Below are 16894 nucleotides of genomic sequence, written 5' to 3' on the forward strand. Positions count from 1 at the left end.
GGGAAGTCGTGCTCAGAGCGAGGCGATCGTGTATCCGAGGAACGCGACGAAGTCCTCGCCGTCGCAGCCCGGATTGTCTGCCTCGAAGACGTCCCCGGCCGTCGTGCGGCAGCGGAACAGACCACCGAGTTCCGTCACACCCTGCGGCGGGGTCTCCGGGTGCCAGAGGCTTGCGGACTGGGTCACCACAGTCGCGCCCTCGCAGGCGGGGTCGGTGGAGCTGAACGTGTCCTCCCCGGATCGGCAGGTCATCAGCGGCACCGTCCCCGCTCCGCCGTTCAGGGAGACCAGGCCGAGCTTCTGCTGCGGCCGGTAGTCGGCAGGCAGGCCATGCGCCGCGGCGGCGCGGTCGGGCGGCGTCGACGGCCGCTGGCTGCCGACGAGGTTGCCGTAGGCGAGGGCGTGGCCGAGGAAGCCCTCATACACCCGGCCCTCGCAGGTCGAACTCCTGGAGGCGAAGTGCGTTCCAGTCGGCGACTGCTTGCACCTGTGGACCGGCACGGTCGGGATCCCGTCCGGAACTGTGGCGTACAGCCCGCCGAGCGCACCGAGCCGGGTGTACCCCTCGCAGTCCTCCATAAGCGACAGGAAGTAATTCACGTGCGCCCGGCAGGAGTACAGCGTCCGGGTGCCCTCCGTCCCCGCTGGCGTCAACGTGCCCAGGGACCACTCGAAGCGGTGATCCGCGGCGACGGGGCGGGTGGTGACCACGTGATGGCCCGCCGGACTCCAGTACCGCGACAACTGACCGCCGTGTGGCGTCTGCTTCACCGAGGCGGGATCGGTGAACTCGGCGCGGATCTGGTCACCGGTGAGCGCCCCGGACCACACCTGGACATTGTCGATCGCACCCTTCCACGGGTCCTTGACACCGCCGTTGTACTTGGCCCTACCGATCTCCATCGGCCCGTTCGCGTGCCATGCGGGCAGGGTGTAGGGCTCCGTAGCGACGAGTTCGCCGTCCTTGTACAGGCGGATCTGCTGGGCCGCGGCGTCGTACACACCGGCCAGGTGCAGCCAGTTCGACTGGCCCTGGCTGGCCGGCGTGGACGCGATGGTCCGCGCCGCGTTGTGCTCGTCCTTGTGGAACAGCATGAACGACCAACCCTTGTCAGGCCGGTACTGGAGGTTCAATCCGCTGGCGAACTCACCGTGCTGGCTCACCACGGTCCTCGTGGTGCTGTACGAATCGACGTCCGGCTTGACCCACGCGGCGACGGTGAAGCTGCTGTCGGTCCGCACCACCTGACCGGTCGTCGTCAACGCGCCGGAGCCGCTGCCGTCGAAGTCGACAGCTCCGGCGCCGACCCGGCCGGTCACCTGTGACGTGCCGGGCCCGAAGGTACCGACGTGATGCCGGCCGGCGACATCGACCGATGTGGCTCCCAATCGGTCGTCGAGCGGAAAGTGCGCCTGCGCCACGGCGGGCAGGTTAGCCAGATCCCGAACCTCCTCAGGTGCCAGGAGCCGGTCGTAGACGCGCACGTCATCCAGCGTGCCCGGCCACGGGTCGACCCTGGCACTGTTCCACTGGGACCGGCCCAGGGTCAGCGGACCCTCAGCCCGCCACGCCGGGATCGTCCTGGTCAACGATCCCGCCAACCGGCCGTTGACGTACAGCAACTGCCGCATGGCTGCGGCGTCATGCACCGCCACCAGATGGGTCCAGGCACCGGTCCGCGCCGGCCGGTCCGACCGCACCCGGTAGTGCGATGTCCCACCGCCATTGACGTTCGCGCTGGGCATCGCGAAGGCCCACTCGCCCTCCGGCGTGGCCTGAAGCTGGAACGCCGCCGTGGCACCGCCGTCGAGCGACACCGCGGCCGGGAATCCACCCAACCGGTCCAGCCGCACCCACGCCGCGACCGCGAAGGTCTTCGACGTGTCGATCGGCGCCGTTCCGGAGGTCGTCACCGACGCGTCAAGGGTGCCGTTCATCCACAGGCCGGTGCCGTGACGTCCTTCGCGCCAGGTAGCCGGGCCGAGGGTCACCGTGCCGTGCCGTCCGCCACCGGAGTCGTCACGTGCAGCCGTTTCGGTGTGCCCCTGCAGACGCCAGTGGCCGGTCGGCGGGGTGCCCGCGCCGACGAAGAAGTGGTAGATCCTCGGCGGAGAGACGTTGCCGGCCCGGTCGACCGCCCGGACGTACAGGTCCGTACTCATGTCGTCGTTCGGGGTGATCTGGGCGACCGCCTTACCGTCCGCGCCGGCCTGGACGTAGGTGGGCGCCTGGTCGTGCAGGTGGTAGCGGTAACCGGCCACGTCGCTGTCGCCGGCGGCGGGGGTCAGGGTGAAGGCGCCGGTCTGTCCGACGCCACCGCTGGCCTGGCAGTCGGGGCCGTCGCACTCGCGGTAGGTGGTCGAGGTGACCGTGGGCGTGTTGGGTGCGGTGCGGTCGATGACCACGTGGCACCACGGCGAGGTCCAGTTCGAAATGAGTGAACTGTCCTTGGCGCGGGCCCGGACCGCCAGCTTCGCCCCGTCTGCAGCGGCGGCTGAGGCGACGTCCGCGGTGAACGTCGAGCCTGAGGACTTCATCACTGTCGTCGCCCCGCCGATGCGGGTGCCGGAGTAGTTCGCCCACTCGAACTCCACCTGCACTGACCCGGCGTCCGGGTCACTGCCCGTGGCGGTCAGCCTGGGTCCGCGGGGGCCCTTGAGCGGGTCGTTGTCGATCCGCGGGTTGACATGGGGCTCGTTCGGGGACTGCTTGCAGCCCTTGCCCTCCACCGACAGCGCCGACGGCACGTTCGGGCGCGAGTTGTAGCTGACCACCAGAGTCGGGTTCGTGTCGAACTTCTTCCACGAGTACTCGTCGGTGCCCGTGGCCCGAAGGGCGATCGCCACCGTGCCACCATGACTGTCCAGGCCCTTGGTCACCGCCGCCTTGGCACCGAACCCGAGCCACCGGGGGTTACACGAGGACGAGGTGCCGTAGAACGACGCAACATGGGCTCCCAGACGCACCTTGCTGGACAGCCAGTACGGCTGGTTGTTCCAGGTCGTCGCCGAACTCACCGGGTTCGTGCCCCATGCCTCCACCTCCCGCGGCGCGTCGCATCTCGGTGAGTACCGACCGAAGACGTTGAACTCGGCACCAAGAATCTCTTTGCCCGCCAACGCCGACGCATTGAACTGGAAGTACGACATGGCAGTACCGACGTCCCTGCACGTCGAGTCGTACGAGATCGGACAGGGACCGACCTTGGCGATGTTGTCGCCATCGCCGTTCCAGTACGACTGGGTCGCCTTGGCGGTGGTCACCAACGCCCAGCCGGTCCGTCCGACACTGACGTCGGGGTCGACATACACCGGGAATCGCGTCCGCTCGTCGGTGAGCAGGCCCGGGTCCGGGGTGATCGCAAGACGCCCGTTGCCGTGCGTGACGCGGCCAAGTGCGCGTCGTGGCTGCGGCCCGGAGGAGTCCCAGACCAGGGGTGCGCCCATGCTGAACAGTGGCTTCCCAGTGGTGTCGTTCGCCGCGACGTTGCCGTGCTCGTCTGCCTGGATCTTGGTGCCCTTCGCGGTCAGGCCGAACGCCAGCCTGGCGACGCGAGGGTCCCGGGCCGCCGCTCGGTTCTTGACCACGAAGACCTTGGAGAAGCCACGCGAGGTGGCCTTGAGACGTAGGTCCACGCCCGGAAGCACGTCGGTGTAGGTGGCGGTGTCCGCAACCAGAGTCGGCGCGGGCAACGGCGTCGGCCAGGTCAGCGCCAGTTGGGCCGAACCGTCCGCGAGTCGGACCACCGGACCCTCACCACCACCGCTGAACGACACGTCCACGCTCGCCGCGGCGGGCATGACCCGTCCGTCGGATGCCGCTTTGAGGGTGGTGTCGACAGCCGTCCACTCTCCGCCGCGCCGAACGCGCACGGGTTCGAGATGCAGCTTCGCGCTGAACGACCCGTCCGGGTTCGCGTACACGTCGCCGAACTCGTCACGCTGCGCGCTCACCTCGACCGGTTGGCCTGACCGTCGGGCCTCCTGCGTCGCGCGGACAGCCGAGCCAGGCGGGGCCGGCACCTCGACAGCTGGTTTCGCCTGCTGTTGCAAGGGGGAAGAACCGGCCGCGGCAGGAGCGCCCAGTCCGGTTACCACCATCCCGCTGATCAGCAGGCCAGTCACGACCTGACGTCTCACGATGACCTCGTCCCTGGGCTTCGCCGTCGGATCTCGTCGTCCGAAGTGACGCGGCGACATGCGCCCGGGTGATCGTCGGCGCCAGGAGAAGCCTGCTCAAGAAAATCGTGGACGCTTCGAGAAACTCAGAAAGCTCGACCAGGATCTTTCAGGTCTTGAGGGTGACAACCGTGCGTTCGTCGCGGCCCGGATTGCGGGGTGGGCACAGGTGGACAGTGCTCATGGATGAACCGTTCGATGATTCTAGAAATTGATCTCCCCAGGAAGAATCGGTCGCCACTTGAACTGCGCCTGCAGCCAAGAGGGAGACAGCCGGAAAGGTCAACGTGAGACGGCCAACTTTTCCTGTGTCGGAACCGCTTCGCCAGTCTCCAGTCTCGTCCCACATCAGCACACCAAGAAGGGATCGACATGCGATCTGTGAGAGCGATGGCAGGGCGAACAGCTGCCGTCGCTGCCGTTCTCGGGCTGGGTCTGGCAACCGCCGGCCCTGCCGCGGCTGACGAGGCTGGCACCTGGCGTGCGTACGGCAACACCAACCCGATCACCTCCAGCTCCGCCTCGTGGCACTGCGGTCAGAGCGTAACGGTCGTCTCCGGTGTGTCCGCTCAGCCCTGCATGATCAGGGGGGCCACTCTGATCTCCGTGCAGGGGGCGGTGATCGTGCGCAACAACCGATCAAGCCTCTACAACGCGAGCGCGAGTGTCCATTTGCGAGCCACTGAGGACCCGCGGGGCAGTTGGGTCTGATCGTCATCGGGAGTTGCGGTGAACTCCTGGTCGGTGCGCTTCACCCGGACCTTTCCCACCAGGGCCCGCTGAGCGCGATGGGATACCTCAACAGTAGCTGGCTCAGTAGGTCGCCGTACGCCTGAGCTCGACCCTCAACCTCCGAGAGTCCTGCAGGCATCCCCGGCCGCTCACGGAAGCAGCCATTAGTCGATGATCTTCTTGATTAATGAGAGCGTCAATGGCCAAGGGCCACTTTCTGGTGACCGGTAAAGTGCTTTTATAGCAATCCCTTCGCGGATGCGGCGGTTACGTGGTCGCGGGTGCGAGGGTCGAGGCCCATGCGGACCGACGCGACAGTGCAGGGCGGCGTCAGTCGCCGCCGCGGTTGAGGCGGTAGCGCCGCCGTCGGACGTACGCCCACGTGACCGAGAGCAGAAGCGGGGGCCACAGCACGACGGGGGCGTAACAGGCGATCATAAACAGGGACCATCCCGAATCCAGCCGCCCGGCGAACCCGTTGACACTGGGCCAGTTGAGGATGCTGAGGACCACGGCGGCGAGCACCGACAGTGCCCCGCCCACCGCAAGCGTGACCACGAACGGGACCGGGACCCGCCTCCCCCCACGGCCGGCACGCGGAGCGGAACCCGCTCACCCCACCGGTACACAAGTCCGAGTGTCAGGGAGGCGGCGGCCAGCGTGGCAAGACTCAACATGAAGACGTAGAAGGTGCCGTAGCCGGGGATTCGCAGCAGTCGAAGCTGCTCCTCAGTCCACCCGAGCGGCACCCCGACACCCAGCGCCATCCGCCACAACGATGACGGGAGCACGCACGCCACACTCCCCCACGCTGCCGCGACGGCCCACCGGGGCGTACCGGGCACCGGGCGCAACCGTCGTCGGTTCATCTCGTCCGTCTCTCCGTTCCCAGGTCAGGCGGCGGCCGACAGGTCCAGGACGTGGAACCCGTCGCCGTGATCGTTCAGAAACATGCGGCTACCGTGGCTCGTCAGTACGGTCCAGTCCAGCGGCCGTCCGGCCCGGTCGACGACCCGCACGCGGTCTTCGCGGCGGACCCGACCGTTGACCAGAACAGCCCGGTACAGAAGGTCAGCTCGTCCCTCCGGACGCTCCGCGCCGGCCAACAGCAGGCGACTCCCGTCGAACGCGACGGCGTGGACGTCGTGCAGCGGACTGTCATACCGCTCGGGGACACCGTTCCCGGAAGCAGGTCAGGCCGGTCGGCCACGAGTACGACCAGGTGGCGTCCCGGGTGGCATTGACCACCGCCTCGTGGCACGCGACATCGAAGCCCCACAACCGGGTACCGTCAGCAGCCCACCGCACCGGGCCGGAACCCTGCAGGCTGTTCCACCCCGCCTCGCCGTGGGCAGTCCAGATCCCACCCTCGTCGTCAACGGTCAACGCCTCGATTGGGCAACATGTTTCCGTTCGGACCGGCCACGATCCCCGCGCAAGAGTCGGTTCCGTCGTCGTCAGGAGCCCGACAGCACCCCCGGCCGTCGCCGTAACGCCCAGGATCACCTCCCCCGGCCGCCATCGGCGCCGGCGCGGCCAGCCGAACGGCCGTCATGCTCCTCATGGCGATCCGCCCCCGCTCAGACCGCCTTGAGCGCCATCGCCGTACCCACCAGGCGCGTCACGGGTACGGACAGCGACGCCGAGGACGTCGTCAGGCCAACGGCCACGGCACGCACGAGCGGGGAGAGGCGGTAACGGTACTGGCCCTCCTGTCCCAGCAGATTGATGGCGACCAGCCGGTCGAGGGGGCTACGGACGACCGTGGGCGGTACGGCTGCGAGTTCGGCCGCCGCGGTCAACGAGAACTCCTCCCCGGCATCGGTCGCCAGTCGCCGCAGAAGTATCAGGCTCTGCGCGTCGAGCGACCGCGTGGACCACGACAGCACCGTACGGAAATTGACGAGATTGGCGTCGAAGTCGGCCGGAGCCTCCAGCCGTTCCTCGTCCTCGATAAGGTCCCGTAGCAGGTGGGGCAGGGACACGTGGGGTAGGCGGGCTACCTTCTCCGCTACGATCCGCAGAGCCAGCGGCGTTCGGTCGCACAGCTCCACGAGCCGTCGGACCTCCTGCGAACCGGGGTCGATCCTGCCGCCGACCACCGCCCCGATGAGGGCACACGCGTCGCCCGGGCTGAGCCGTGGCACGGTAACCCGCCTGACAGCATGCCGGGTCGCCAAGCCCCTCAACTGGTTACGGCTGGTGACAATCGTCAGGCAACTGGCGCCGGGGAGCAGAGCGCGCACCTGGTCCGAGCTCGCGGCGTTGTCGAGCACGACCAGCATCCGCAGCCCGCTGGTGCGCAACCGAAACATCGCAGCCCGCGCCAACGAAGAATCCGGGATCTGCTCCACAGGCGTCCCCAGGCTCTGCAGCAGAAGACCTAGCGCGTCGACCGGCTCCAGTGGGGCCGTGGGACCGAATCCCGCCAGGTCGACGTAGAGGTGTCCGTCGGGAAACCGATGGGCGTTCAGTGTCGACCAACGCAGTGCCAGAGCGCTTTTGCCCATGCCCGCAGGCCCGTCAATGACCACGGTGCGCGGCGCCGCTGGCGCCCCGGAATCAACGTCGCGTACGAACTCGTCGATCGCGGCCAACTCGCGGTCTCGACCAGCGAACTGCGGATCGTCGGTCGGCAGGCTGGACGGAACAGTGGGAGGTCCGTGGACGGTGACGGTCGTCCGTGGGGACAGCAACTCGTGCTGCCCGCGGCCGGTGAGAATCTCCTGGTGGATCTTCCGAAGGTCGACGCCGGGGTCGATGCCGAGGCCGTCCGCGAGCCGGTGAGACACCGTGTGGTAGGTCTCCAGGGCCTCGGCCTGCCGTCCCTGCCGGTGCAGCGCCGCCATCAGCAGCGCCCAGAAGCGCTCACGCAGCGGAAACTCTGCGGTCAACGCGCGCAGCTCCGCCACCAGACCATCGAAGTGGTCCACGAGCAGATCCACCTCCAGCCGCCGTTCCACGGCGCGCAGGCGTCGTTCGGTAAGAGCCAGGACGTCGTACTCCTGGATGACTCCTGAGGGAACGTCGGCACAGGCAGGGCCGCGCCACAGCTGCAACGCCCGACGCAGCAGTTCAGCCTCCCGCTCCAGATCCGTCGTCGCGGCCGCCTCGTCCAGGAGACGCCGGAAGACGGTCAGGTCGAGATCATCCGGCTCCACCCGCATGAGATAGCCCGCAGGAGTCGTGACGACCGAGTCGTTCCACGGCAGCTCGCGTCGGAGCCGAACGACGTTCGTCTGCAGAGCGCGGCGAGGTGAGGCCGGAGCGTCGCCGTTCCACACGCGGTCGGTCAACTGAGTCACGCTCATCTGCTCATTGGGATGGAGCAGTAACGCCGCGAGTAGCGTCCGCACCTTCTCCGAAGGTATCGAACGCATCCAGCCGTCCCGCATCGTCGCGACCGGCCCGAGCACCAGGTAACGCATGCCTTCTCCTACCAGGCTGCACCCGGCAGGGCAGTGGTTGGAAGCCGGGTCGGGCAACGGTATGAATCAGGTGTACGAACGTGCAAAGACTTTCGAAACTCTCGAAGTGTGTAACGATCTTCGCGCCACTCGAATACCCGATTTAGTCCTTATGCCCCTTTCGGGGCTACCCACGGATGTCACGGCAACCCCACTGATCTCCGGTCCATGGCCGCTGGATCCCCGCCGATGTCGTAACCGCGGGCCTGCAGCGAAAACAGGTGGCTGTAGCGGCCGCCATAGGCCATCAGCTCGGCGTGAGTGCCCTGCTCGACGATGCGTCCGTCAGCGAGGATCACGATGAGATCCGCCTCCCGAACCGTGCTGAGGCGGTGGGAGACGAGCAGGTTCGTCCGGCCGGCGCGCAACCCTCGGAGGTCATGGTGCACCTGGTGCTCCGCCTCAGCGTCGAGGCCGGAGCTGGGTTCGTCGAGGATCATCAGATCGGCATTGGCGCGCATGAGCGCCCGGGCCACAGCCACCCGCTGCCACTGGCCGCCCGACAGCAGCACACCGCGCTCGGGCGTGTCGGAAGCCGAGAAGAACGTACGGGTCAGGGGGGTGTCGTAGTCGCGAGGCAGCGACCGTAGCTTGTTGTCGACGCCGGCGCGTGCGGCGGCCCAGCGGATGGCGGCTCGGTCGTCGACACGGCGGAGGTCACCGAGGCCGACGTTCTCGGCCGCAGTCATGTCGTACCTCACGAAATCCTGGAACACCACACCGATCCGCTGGCGCAACTCGCTTGCGGGAACGGTCCTGATGTCGACGCCGTCCCAGGTGATCGCTCCGTGGTCCGGGTCGTACAGCCGGCACAAGAGTTTGATCAACGTACTCTTGCCGGCGCCGTTGAGCCCGACAACGGCCAGCGAACGACCAGCCGGGATGCGGAGGTTCACACCCCGTAGCACCCACGGGTGATCCGGGTCGTAGCGGAACCACACGTCGTGGAACTCGATGCCTCGGCGCAGCCTGGGAAGCTGTGCCGACGTGATCGGTGCGGCCAGATCGTCCGGCAGGTCCGTCACCGCCCGCAGGTGCCCGAACAGCAGCAGTCCCTGATATGTGCGGGAGACGGCGAAGACAAGACCGAACAGTGCGCTCTGGGCTCCGGTCACCGCAGCGATGAACGCGGGTACGGCGCCTACGCTGATCCGGCCGGTGCCTGCGGCATGCACGGCCCAGACCAGTCCCCCACCCGCGACGACCCCACCGAGCAACGACAGCAGTGTCTGGACGCGCAACTGGCGTCGGTCCACGCCGCGCTGGCTGGCGTGCACGGCACTCAACTCGGCGAGCATGCGCCGCTTGAGGAATGGTCCGGTCCCCAGGAGACGGACCTCCATGGCGGCGTCCGCCTCGCTGATGAGGGACGAGTAGAAGAACTGCCGCCGTCCGGTCGACGTGATCTCTTCCATGGCCCGCGTCTCGTCGCGGGAGAGGGCCACCTGCGCGTACAGGATGGGCACCGCCGCGACGAGAACCACAACCGCCATGACCGGTGCCAGAACGGCCAGCGTCGCAAGGACTGTGACGACAGTCGTGACGTCCCTCGCGATGGCCACGACGCCCGTCGCCACCGGACCTACCGATCTGGTCGTGGCTTGTCCGGCCAACTCGATCCGGTCGAGCATCTGTGGATCCTCGAACCGGGCCAGGCCACTGAAACCGTTGACCTTCTCGTACAGGCGGTCGGTCAGCAGCCGGGTACACCGGCGGCCGAACTCCGCCTCCACGTACTGAGACAGGTGGGGCAGTGTGGCCGCAGCCACGCTAGCGGTCGCCAGGCCCGCCGCAGCGATGACCAGCCTCGGTGCCTCTTCTCCGGCGACCAGGCCGTCGACGAGCAGGAGCGTGAGCCAGGCGATGGCCGCCGGAACCAGGCCACTGACGAGCGCGACTACGCACATCACTGCCAGGTGCCACGGTCCGGCCTGCCAGGCAGACCGCAACACGGTGCCAAGCCCGCCGGCTCCTGTCCCGAGGCACCTCACCGGCGGCATCGGTCAGTGCTGCATCTCGAGGGGCAGCGGCGGGTCGAACGCCGTGGCGACCCGGCCCTGCTCGTCCGTGCGTACCAGGGTCGGGAAGCTGCGCACCATAAGCGCCGTGGACAGGCCGTCTGATCCTGACTCCACAGTGATGTGAGGCGTGCCGGTCAGCAGCTCGAGCAGCTCGGCGCGCTCATTCTGGGTCGCGTGGTCGGTGACGACCACAGCGAGCCGGTCCGGTTCGTCGTGGTCGGCGAACCCCCGTGCCGCATCGCGGCACGGTGCGCAGGTCGCGGAGAAGAACCCGATCAGCCAGGGACGGCCGCGCAGCTGCTCCGCATCCAGCTCGACGCCGTCGAGGGTGGTCACGTCGACCTCGGGCAGATCCCGACCCAACAGCTCCAACGCCGAAGGCGGGGAGGCGGGCTGGGCCGTCGTCAGCTGCTCGCCGTACTCGCGCAGTCGGCGCAGTGCGGCGAACGTGACGGCGAGGTCGGCGACCACCAGGACAGCGAGCACGACAACGGCAACGGTGAGGATGGTCATGGGACTACTTTCGCGAGGATGGCCGTAGCACGTCGACGACGTCGTCGAGGTGCGCTATCGCCAGTGCTGTGGGGACGGCGACAAGTGCGGCGACCGCGACCCCGGCTGGGTCAACCGGGCCAGCCGTCGTCGCTACGGCCGCCGCCGCCAGCAGGAGCACGACGAAGATCAGAACCACGTTACGGACAACGTGACGGTGCCCTACCGGAACCTGCGACTGGCCGAAGCAGTGACAGGCCACCTGGTCAGCTCGGCGGCGGGCGCGGACCAGCGCAACGGTGAAACAGGTGAGTAGGGCACCGGCGAGGACGAAGCCGGCCACCGGCCCGACGGGTGCGAGCGCCAAGGCGACGATCGTCGCCTCCGCGCCGACCGTCGCGAGCGCGAGCGGGCGCGCCCATCGGGGACGGACCGCGAGCAGGCCAGCAGTGGCAGCGACGAATCGTCGGAACTGGGCGGCGCTGCGCACCTTACCGAACAGGGAGAGCAGGAAGATCCCAGCCACCAGCAACCGTCCGCCGACGATGAGGTAACTCATCGTCGCGGGCCGCCGCCGAGGCGCCGCACGACGACCCCCACCAGGCCGGCTGCCGGGTACGGGCCCCATCGACGCGAATCGGAGCCGACCTCGAGGTCGTCACTGAGGACGGCCACCGTGCCGGCTGGCAGCCGCAGGCCATCGCATCGGACCCCGTCAGGGACGACGTCACCCGCAACCGCCACCAGCCGTTTCACCTGCAGACCATCGTCGGCGGCCCGCCACAGACCGGCGCCGAGCGACACCTGGGCGGAGGGTGGCCGGAGGACCACCACGTCGCCCCGTTCGACGCCGTCCGCACCGCGACGGCGCACCAGCACCAGGTCGCCGTCGTGCAGGGTCGGCCGCATACTGGGCCCCTGGACCGCGACGACGAGCCACCGTCGCCGCAGCCACAGGGCGCCGATCACCACGACGGTGGCCGTACCGCCAATGATCAGCGCGAACATCGACCCTCCCGTCAGCGGGGGCAGTTCGACGGATGCATGCTGTACCAGCCGGAGCACCGCTCCTGGGCACCAACGGTGCAGCAGGTCTGGTAGGCCGCGACCCGAGACGTGCAGTAGTAGGTCTTGTAGCAGTTGCCAGCCTTGGCCTGCACGGTTGGGATGATCATGTTGAGCAGACGGTCTCCGACACCACGGACCGTCAGGACAGCATTCTTCACCGGTTGCGATTCCCTTCCTCGCCGGCCGCCCCGGGCTGTCCAGGGCAGTCGGCCCCAAGCTTCACAGCGCGGGACGACAGGCCGGCGTCCCCGCCGCTTCACGTCGGCGTCGCCGCAGTCGGCACGTCGGGCGCTCGAGCAGCACAACTGCCCGTCGCCCACGTCGGGTCAGCCCGAAGCTAAGGTGGCCCCGTGTCTGCGGCGGCAGACCGATGTGATGGGTCGACCACCCGACGGCGACCGCGATTCCGGTAACAAGTCCTGTGGAGGTGTGCGTGCCTGTTGAAACCGAACGCAAGTACCTGGTGGCCAGCATGGACTGGCGCGCCGAGGTGACGCGAAGCAGCAGGTTACGCCAGGGTTACCTGTCCACCGATCTGGATCGGATAGTGCGCGTACGGCTTGTCGACGACGAGACCGCCTTCCTGACGATCAAGGGCCGGCGAAGGGGCGACAGCCGGCCGGAGTTCGAGTACCAGATCCCCGCAGAAGACGCCGTGCAGATGCTCGACCACCTCTGTCAACGACCGTTGATCGAAAAGGAGCGCTACTTCCTGGACAGGAGCCCGGGGGTCTGGACCGTCGACGTTTTCTCCGGCGACAACGACGGCCTGCTCCTGGCCGAGGTCGAGTTCGATACTGGCGCCACGCCTCCGACACCACCAGGGTGGGCCGGCACGGATGTCACTGAGGACGACCGGTACACGAACTCGTCCTTGCAGGAGTCACCCTTCCGCTCCTGGTAGCTCCCCGAGGGCCTGGCAAAGTCGCGCTGGTGTCTGATCGGGCCTGGATGGCCTCGGGTGCGCCCAGGGCACTCCGCTCCTACGAGCGGCGTCATCCGAGGGAGCGCCCGGGTCGCACTGCCCATCGCCTTGCCGCTCCGGCGAGCCATTACACCCCGCGTCGGTCAGGCGATCCGATGACCCACGCGAATGCTCCGCTGAGCATCGAGGGACGGCGGCTACTCATCAAGGGCTGCCAAACTCGAGTGCATTCGGCCGTACTGGCCTGCAGTGACTGTGCGCTGAGGCCAGCACGTCGCTTTCCTGTCACCCGCTCCCGCCGTCGCTTGATACGATCGCCCGACTGATTGACGGAGGGCATTTCGGTCATTCCATCTTCCAACACGGTGGGAGGGTTGATGGCTGCTTGCACCGAATACCTCGCGCGGCGCCTTGACTCAGGTCAACACCGCCGCACGGCGCAGCGTGAATGTGATAATTGTCGGCACCCGGAACGGATGGAACTCAGAAGAACTCGACCGCCTTCCCATCCTTTCGCCGCATCCGACTATCTGCCAGCCCTGCCCGAGAGCGGCATCGACGTACTCGGCAAAGGTGAAGCACGGATGGCGGACGGTGAGATGGCGTGCGCACTGCAGGCGGAACTCCGCGTCTTCCTTTACGGAGTAGTCTCGACTCGGCTTGAGCATCAATCCCGTGATCGGGTGAGCGTCCTTCAGGTAGAAGGTCCCACCAGGTCGGGTCACCCGGGCCACCTCGGCAAATGTGGCGGCCAGATCTGCGGAGTAGTGGATTGCGTATCGACTGTAGACGAAATCGAAGCTGGCATCATCGGCGGGGATGGCCTGCATGTCGGCGGCAACGGTACGGCAGACCGGCGGCAGCGGGCCGGCTTGGGCAAGCATGTCCGGCGACAGGTCAATACCCAGGGCATCCTCGATGTCGGGGAAGCGGTTGACCGCGGCCGCGAGGTGGGTGGCATCCCCGCAGCCGATATCCAGGATGCGGCGGTGTCGCACAGACAACCCGGCGACGTCCACCAGTTCACCAACGAATGCGGGACCGCTTAACTCCTCCTGCACCCTGCGGTGATATTCCTCAGCATAAGTCGCGTAGCTCATGACGATGATAATACTCGCCTGCCCCCTTATTGGGGAGAGCGAAACATGTCTTACAGGGAAGGCGGTTGATAATGCCAATCACCAACGACGACCGGCGACCGGCGAATTTCGGAGCACTCCTGCGTTCCTTGCGGCTGCAGACGCGGTTCACGCAAGAGGACCTCGCTGAGAAATCAACGCTGAGCGTCCGAGCGATCGTCGACCTGGAATGCGGACGGGTGGTGCGGCCACGCCAGAGGACCGTCGAACTTCTGGCGGGTGCGCTGGGCCTCAATGCCGCCCAACAGGCCGCCTTCGCCGAGATGGCGAGCCGCGACTACTGGACCAACCGGTTGTATCGGGAATGTGCAACGCAGAGCAATCTGAAACTGCCCCATGAGTCGTGATCCGAAGTCAAGGTGTGTTCAGCATCGAGCGCAACCAGAGCGTCAAGCATGCCGCCAGAACACCGAAGACGATCAGGATCGACCACGCCACCAGCGCACCGAACGTTGCCGCACCTCCCAGCACGAGGAGCGGGCCGGCAACGGTACCGACGTTCCAGACGACAGAGCTCAGGCCATTGACCCGTCCGATGAGCTCGGGCGGTACGACCTTCGCCAGTAGTGGGTGGAAAGCCGTCGCGTACGCGGTTTCGGCGAAGGCGAACACCACGCCGAACGCCAGCAGCAGTCCGGCGGCACCCACGCCGTCCATAGTTGTTGCCGCGGCGCCGATCGAGAACGCGATGACCCAGGTGGCTGCCGCGTAGACGAGTGTGCCGGCGTCACTCACTCGCTTGAAGAGCGTCAGCGCCGGCATCTGGAGAAGTACGACGGCGACGGTGTTCACCACCGCGAGGGCGCCCACCACCCCCAGGTCGAGCCCCATGAAGTCGTGCACCACCACGGGAATCGACGTGTCAAGCTGCACGAAGCAGAACGTCACAAGCAATGCCTGGACGGCGAGGATGAGCAGGACCGGGCGGGAAGCCAACAATGTCCGGTACCCGCCCCGCCGCTCGTGCTTCACCCGGGGCGCGGGTGGCGGCCCCGTCAGGCCGTACACCACCAGCCCGAACTGTACGAACGTCAGCGCCTTCAGCAGGAACAGTGTCCGGAACGCCAATGGTCCGTCCCAGTTGGCCAGCACTGCTGTGCCCACCACCGCGCCCGCACCGAGGCCCAGGTTCATGGTCAGGTACCTCAGCGCGAACGCGCGTCGATGTTGGTCGCTGCGCACCATGGTGAGCACCATCGGCATCAGCGCGGAGAAGTACAGCCCACCGCCGAGCCCGGTTATCGCCGCGTTGACAAGCAGGCCGCCGATACCGGTGAGCATTGCAAGCCAGACGTTGGCGGCGGTCAGCACAACTGCCGCCGCGAGCAGATTCGTTCTGGCGCCGACTGAATCGGTGAGGCGACCCCCCAGCAGTGCGGCGACAAGCGTCGTCGCCGCAGTCACCGCGTAGTACCCCGCGAGCGAGCCCACACCCAGGTTCAGCTGCGTGGTGATGTAGATGGGAACAAACGGCATCGCCAGGCCGGTACCGAACTGCGTGACCATCTGGGACAGGGTGAATCGACGGAACTCTGGAGACAGTGGCTCCTCATCGGTACGACGGAGGCCCAGCACGGCCCGCACATCGGTCACCGGAAACCCTTTCGTCTCAGCTGTACCCGGTCCGTCGGGAGCGGCCCGGCGCCGCGGTCGTACCCGCGGCGCCGGGGATCGACGTCAGAGCCGGTGCGCCCGGTACGTCGCGTTGATCTCGATGGTCATCGCCATGCTTCTCACCTCCTCTTACTCGACGCTTGATCCACCATGACGGCGCCGTAGCCGTGCAGCCCCTCCACGGCCGCCGTCAGGGCGCTCTGGGTGACGGTCCCGAACCCAGGCTCGTGCAGGACCAGATCACGAAGGCTCTCAGCGAGATCCCCGCCGTTGAGGTGCCGCCAGGCGCGCAACATGCCCTCGCTTACCTCGGCACCTCGGTGCGGTCCGGCAAGCGCGATGCCGTCGGCGAAGCGCAGGGGGCTGTACGCCGGGTGCCGCCGCGGGCCCGACGTGCGTTGCTCCGGCGGCGGCGGAAACCGATCGACCCGGTTCTCCCACCCGTCGAGGAGGCTCCAGGCGAGCAGGTGAGAGCCCGCGAGCAGGCGCCGCTCGACGAGGCTTCGCGCCCAGCCGTTGGGTATCGCCACCGCCACTGGCGCCTGGGTGAGAAACCACAGTTCCGGGACCAGGTGCCTGGTGGCCGGTGTCCGTGCCAGGCGGCGAAACAGGAACTTGGGCCCGTGATAGACATCGTCGGCGGCGGCGAGAGCCGCTTCGGCGGCGTGCTGGAGAGCGCTGTGTGAGGCGGACAGGGCGGTGTACCAGTCGCCGGTGTCGGCGGCACCGAAAGCATCCTCGGCGGCGACCGCGAAGTCGCAGGCGTTGCGGGACATGATGATCTGCCGAACCACCTGCCGGTCCGGGATCAACGCGACCAACTCCGGGTCGGCACCCGCCATGCGCAGGCCGGTGGCCAGCCGAACCAGTCGCTTCAGTTGTGATTCGGCGAGGAACAGCTGGCTGCGGTCCGACGAGGTGGCCCGGAAACTGGCAGCCACGGCACCAAGCTCGGCCAGGTCCTTGCGCTCCATCGCTTCGATGTGCACGGGCGGCCCGTCACGGTCATCCAGCACCGTGGACGGCGGTGGATCGAGGTACACCACGTAGAGATCGATGTCCGAAAGACTGTGGCCGAGCCCGGCCGCGAGGCTGCCACCCAGGAGCGCCAATCCGATGCGGGAGTGCCGGGCCTGTTCGGCGAGTACCTCGCGGGCGGCCGTCATCTGCGCGGCTGAGAATCGCACATCGGGCGCCTGGAGCTGGCTGTGTTCGGCCACTGCATCCACTGCGCTGGTCAAAGGGTTCACCTCGAGC

General features: G+C 67.5%; 15 protein-coding genes. 2 read left to right on the forward strand and 13 right to left on the reverse strand.

Going from position 1 to position 16894, the window contains the following annotated elements; all coding sequences use genetic code 11:
* Nucleotides 1-12: 12 nt before the first annotated feature.
* From Van01_RS25690 to Van01_RS25735, 10 genes are all read right to left on the reverse strand, one after another.
* Entirely contained in the window at nt 13-3954 is a 3942-nt protein-coding gene (locus Van01_RS25690) for a LamG-like jellyroll fold domain-containing protein (RefSeq protein WP_204012741.1), read from the reverse strand.
* Nucleotides 3955-5241: 1287 nt separating this feature from the next.
* Nucleotides 5242-5469, reverse strand: a complete 228-nt coding sequence (locus tag Van01_RS25695) for a hypothetical protein (RefSeq protein WP_204012743.1) — start codon at nt 5467-5469, stop codon at nt 5242-5244.
* Nucleotides 5470-5804: 335 nt separating this feature from the next.
* Nucleotides 5805-6017 carry a hypothetical protein gene (locus Van01_RS25700; RefSeq protein WP_204012745.1) on the reverse strand — a complete coding sequence of 71 codons (213 nt, stop codon included), beginning with the start codon at nt 6015-6017 and terminating at the stop codon, nt 5805-5807.
* 52 nt (nt 6018-6069) lie between these two features.
* Complete coding sequence (locus Van01_RS25705) at nt 6070-6297, reverse strand: hypothetical protein (RefSeq protein WP_204012747.1); 228 nt, start codon at nt 6295-6297, stop codon at nt 6070-6072.
* Between the two features lie 194 nt (nt 6298-6491).
* The gene (locus Van01_RS25710; RefSeq protein ID WP_204012749.1) at nt 6492-8339 is read right to left on the reverse strand and encodes an AfsR/SARP family transcriptional regulator; all 1848 of its coding nucleotides are present in this window, start codon (nt 8337-8339) and stop codon (nt 6492-6494) included.
* A 179-nt stretch (nt 8340-8518) separates the two neighbouring features.
* Complete coding sequence (locus Van01_RS25715) at nt 8519-10285, reverse strand: ABC transporter ATP-binding protein (protein WP_204012752.1); 1767 nt, start codon at nt 10283-10285, stop codon at nt 8519-8521.
* Nucleotides 10286-10381: 96 nt separating this feature from the next.
* Nucleotides 10382-10912 carry a TlpA family protein disulfide reductase gene (locus Van01_RS25720; protein ID WP_204012755.1) on the reverse strand — a complete coding sequence of 177 codons (531 nt, stop codon included), beginning with the start codon at nt 10910-10912 and terminating at the stop codon, nt 10382-10384.
* A 4-nt stretch (nt 10913-10916) separates the two neighbouring features.
* Nucleotides 10917-11450 (reverse strand): MauE/DoxX family redox-associated membrane protein, encoded by a 534-nt coding sequence (locus tag Van01_RS25725; protein ID WP_204012759.1) that lies wholly within the window; start codon nt 11448-11450, stop codon nt 10917-10919.
* Nucleotides 11447-11899 carry a S26 family signal peptidase gene (locus Van01_RS25730; RefSeq protein WP_204012761.1) on the reverse strand — a complete coding sequence of 151 codons (453 nt, stop codon included), beginning with the start codon at nt 11897-11899 and terminating at the stop codon, nt 11447-11449. The genes Van01_RS25725 and Van01_RS25730 overlap by 4 nt, the downstream gene beginning before the upstream one ends.
* Before the next feature lie 11 nt (nt 11900-11910).
* Nucleotides 11911-12117, reverse strand: a complete 207-nt coding sequence (locus tag Van01_RS25735; RefSeq protein WP_204012764.1) for a hypothetical protein — start codon at nt 12115-12117, stop codon at nt 11911-11913.
* Nucleotides 12118-12392: 275 nt separating this feature from the next.
* Here Van01_RS25735 and Van01_RS25740 point away from each other — a divergent pair, with 275 nt between their 5' ends.
* Nucleotides 12393-12863, forward strand: coding sequence for a CYTH domain-containing protein (locus Van01_RS25740; protein ID WP_204012769.1), 471 nt, complete (start codon nt 12393-12395; stop codon nt 12861-12863).
* 437 nt (nt 12864-13300) lie between these two features.
* Here Van01_RS25740 and Van01_RS25745 read toward each other — a convergent pair whose 3' ends face one another.
* Entirely contained in the window at nt 13301-13984 is a 684-nt protein-coding gene (locus Van01_RS25745; protein WP_204012772.1) for a class I SAM-dependent methyltransferase, read from the reverse strand.
* 71 nt (nt 13985-14055) lie between these two features.
* Between Van01_RS25745 and Van01_RS25750 the strand changes: the two genes are divergently transcribed.
* Entirely contained in the window at nt 14056-14370 is a 315-nt protein-coding gene (locus tag Van01_RS25750) for a helix-turn-helix domain-containing protein (protein ID WP_204012775.1), read from the forward strand.
* Between the two features lie 7 nt (nt 14371-14377).
* Here Van01_RS25750 and Van01_RS25755 read toward each other — a convergent pair whose 3' ends face one another.
* Nucleotides 14378-15529 carry an MFS transporter gene (locus Van01_RS25755; protein ID WP_204012777.1) on the reverse strand — a complete coding sequence of 384 codons (1152 nt, stop codon included), beginning with the start codon at nt 15527-15529 and terminating at the stop codon, nt 14378-14380.
* Between the two features lie 227 nt (nt 15530-15756).
* On the reverse strand, nt 15757-16878 hold the full coding sequence (locus tag Van01_RS25760; RefSeq protein ID WP_204012779.1) for a hypothetical protein: 1122 nt from the start codon (nt 16876-16878) through the stop codon (nt 15757-15759).
* Nucleotides 16879-16894 lie beyond the last annotated feature (16 nt).

It is taken from the genome of Micromonospora andamanensis, from assembly GCF_016863495.1.
GTDB lineage: Bacteria > Actinomycetota > Actinomycetes > Mycobacteriales > Micromonosporaceae > Micromonospora > Micromonospora andamanensis.

Bases quoted from the DNA above. Each gene is read 5' to 3' on its own strand.
- Van01_RS25720 (WP_204012755.1), bottom strand. From the start codon at position 10,912: ATGACCATCCTCACCGTTGCCGTTGTCGTGCTCGCTGTCCTGGTGGTC.
- Van01_RS25745 (WP_204012772.1), bottom strand. From the start codon at position 13,984: ATGAGCTACGCGACTTATGCTGAGGAATATCACCGCAGGGTGCAGGAG.
- Van01_RS25730 (WP_204012761.1), bottom strand. From the start codon at position 11,899: ATGTTCGCGCTGATCATTGGCGGTACGGCCACCGTCGTGGTGATCGGC.
- Van01_RS25755 (WP_204012777.1), bottom strand. From the start codon at position 15,529: ATGGTCACGCAGTTCGGTACCGGCCTGGCGATGCCGTTTGTTCCCATC.
- Van01_RS25715 (WP_204012752.1), bottom strand. From the start codon at position 10,285: ATGTGCGTAGTCGCGCTCGTCAGTGGCCTGGTTCCGGCGGCCATCGCC.
- Van01_RS25725 (WP_204012759.1), bottom strand. From the start codon at position 11,450: ATGAGTTACCTCATCGTCGGCGGACGGTTGCTGGTGGCTGGGATCTTC.
- Van01_RS25710 (WP_204012749.1), bottom strand. From the start codon at position 8,339: ATGCGTTACCTGGTGCTCGGGCCGGTCGCGACGATGCGGGACGGCTGG.
- Van01_RS25750 (WP_204012775.1), top strand. From the start codon at position 14,056: ATGCCAATCACCAACGACGACCGGCGACCGGCGAATTTCGGAGCACTC.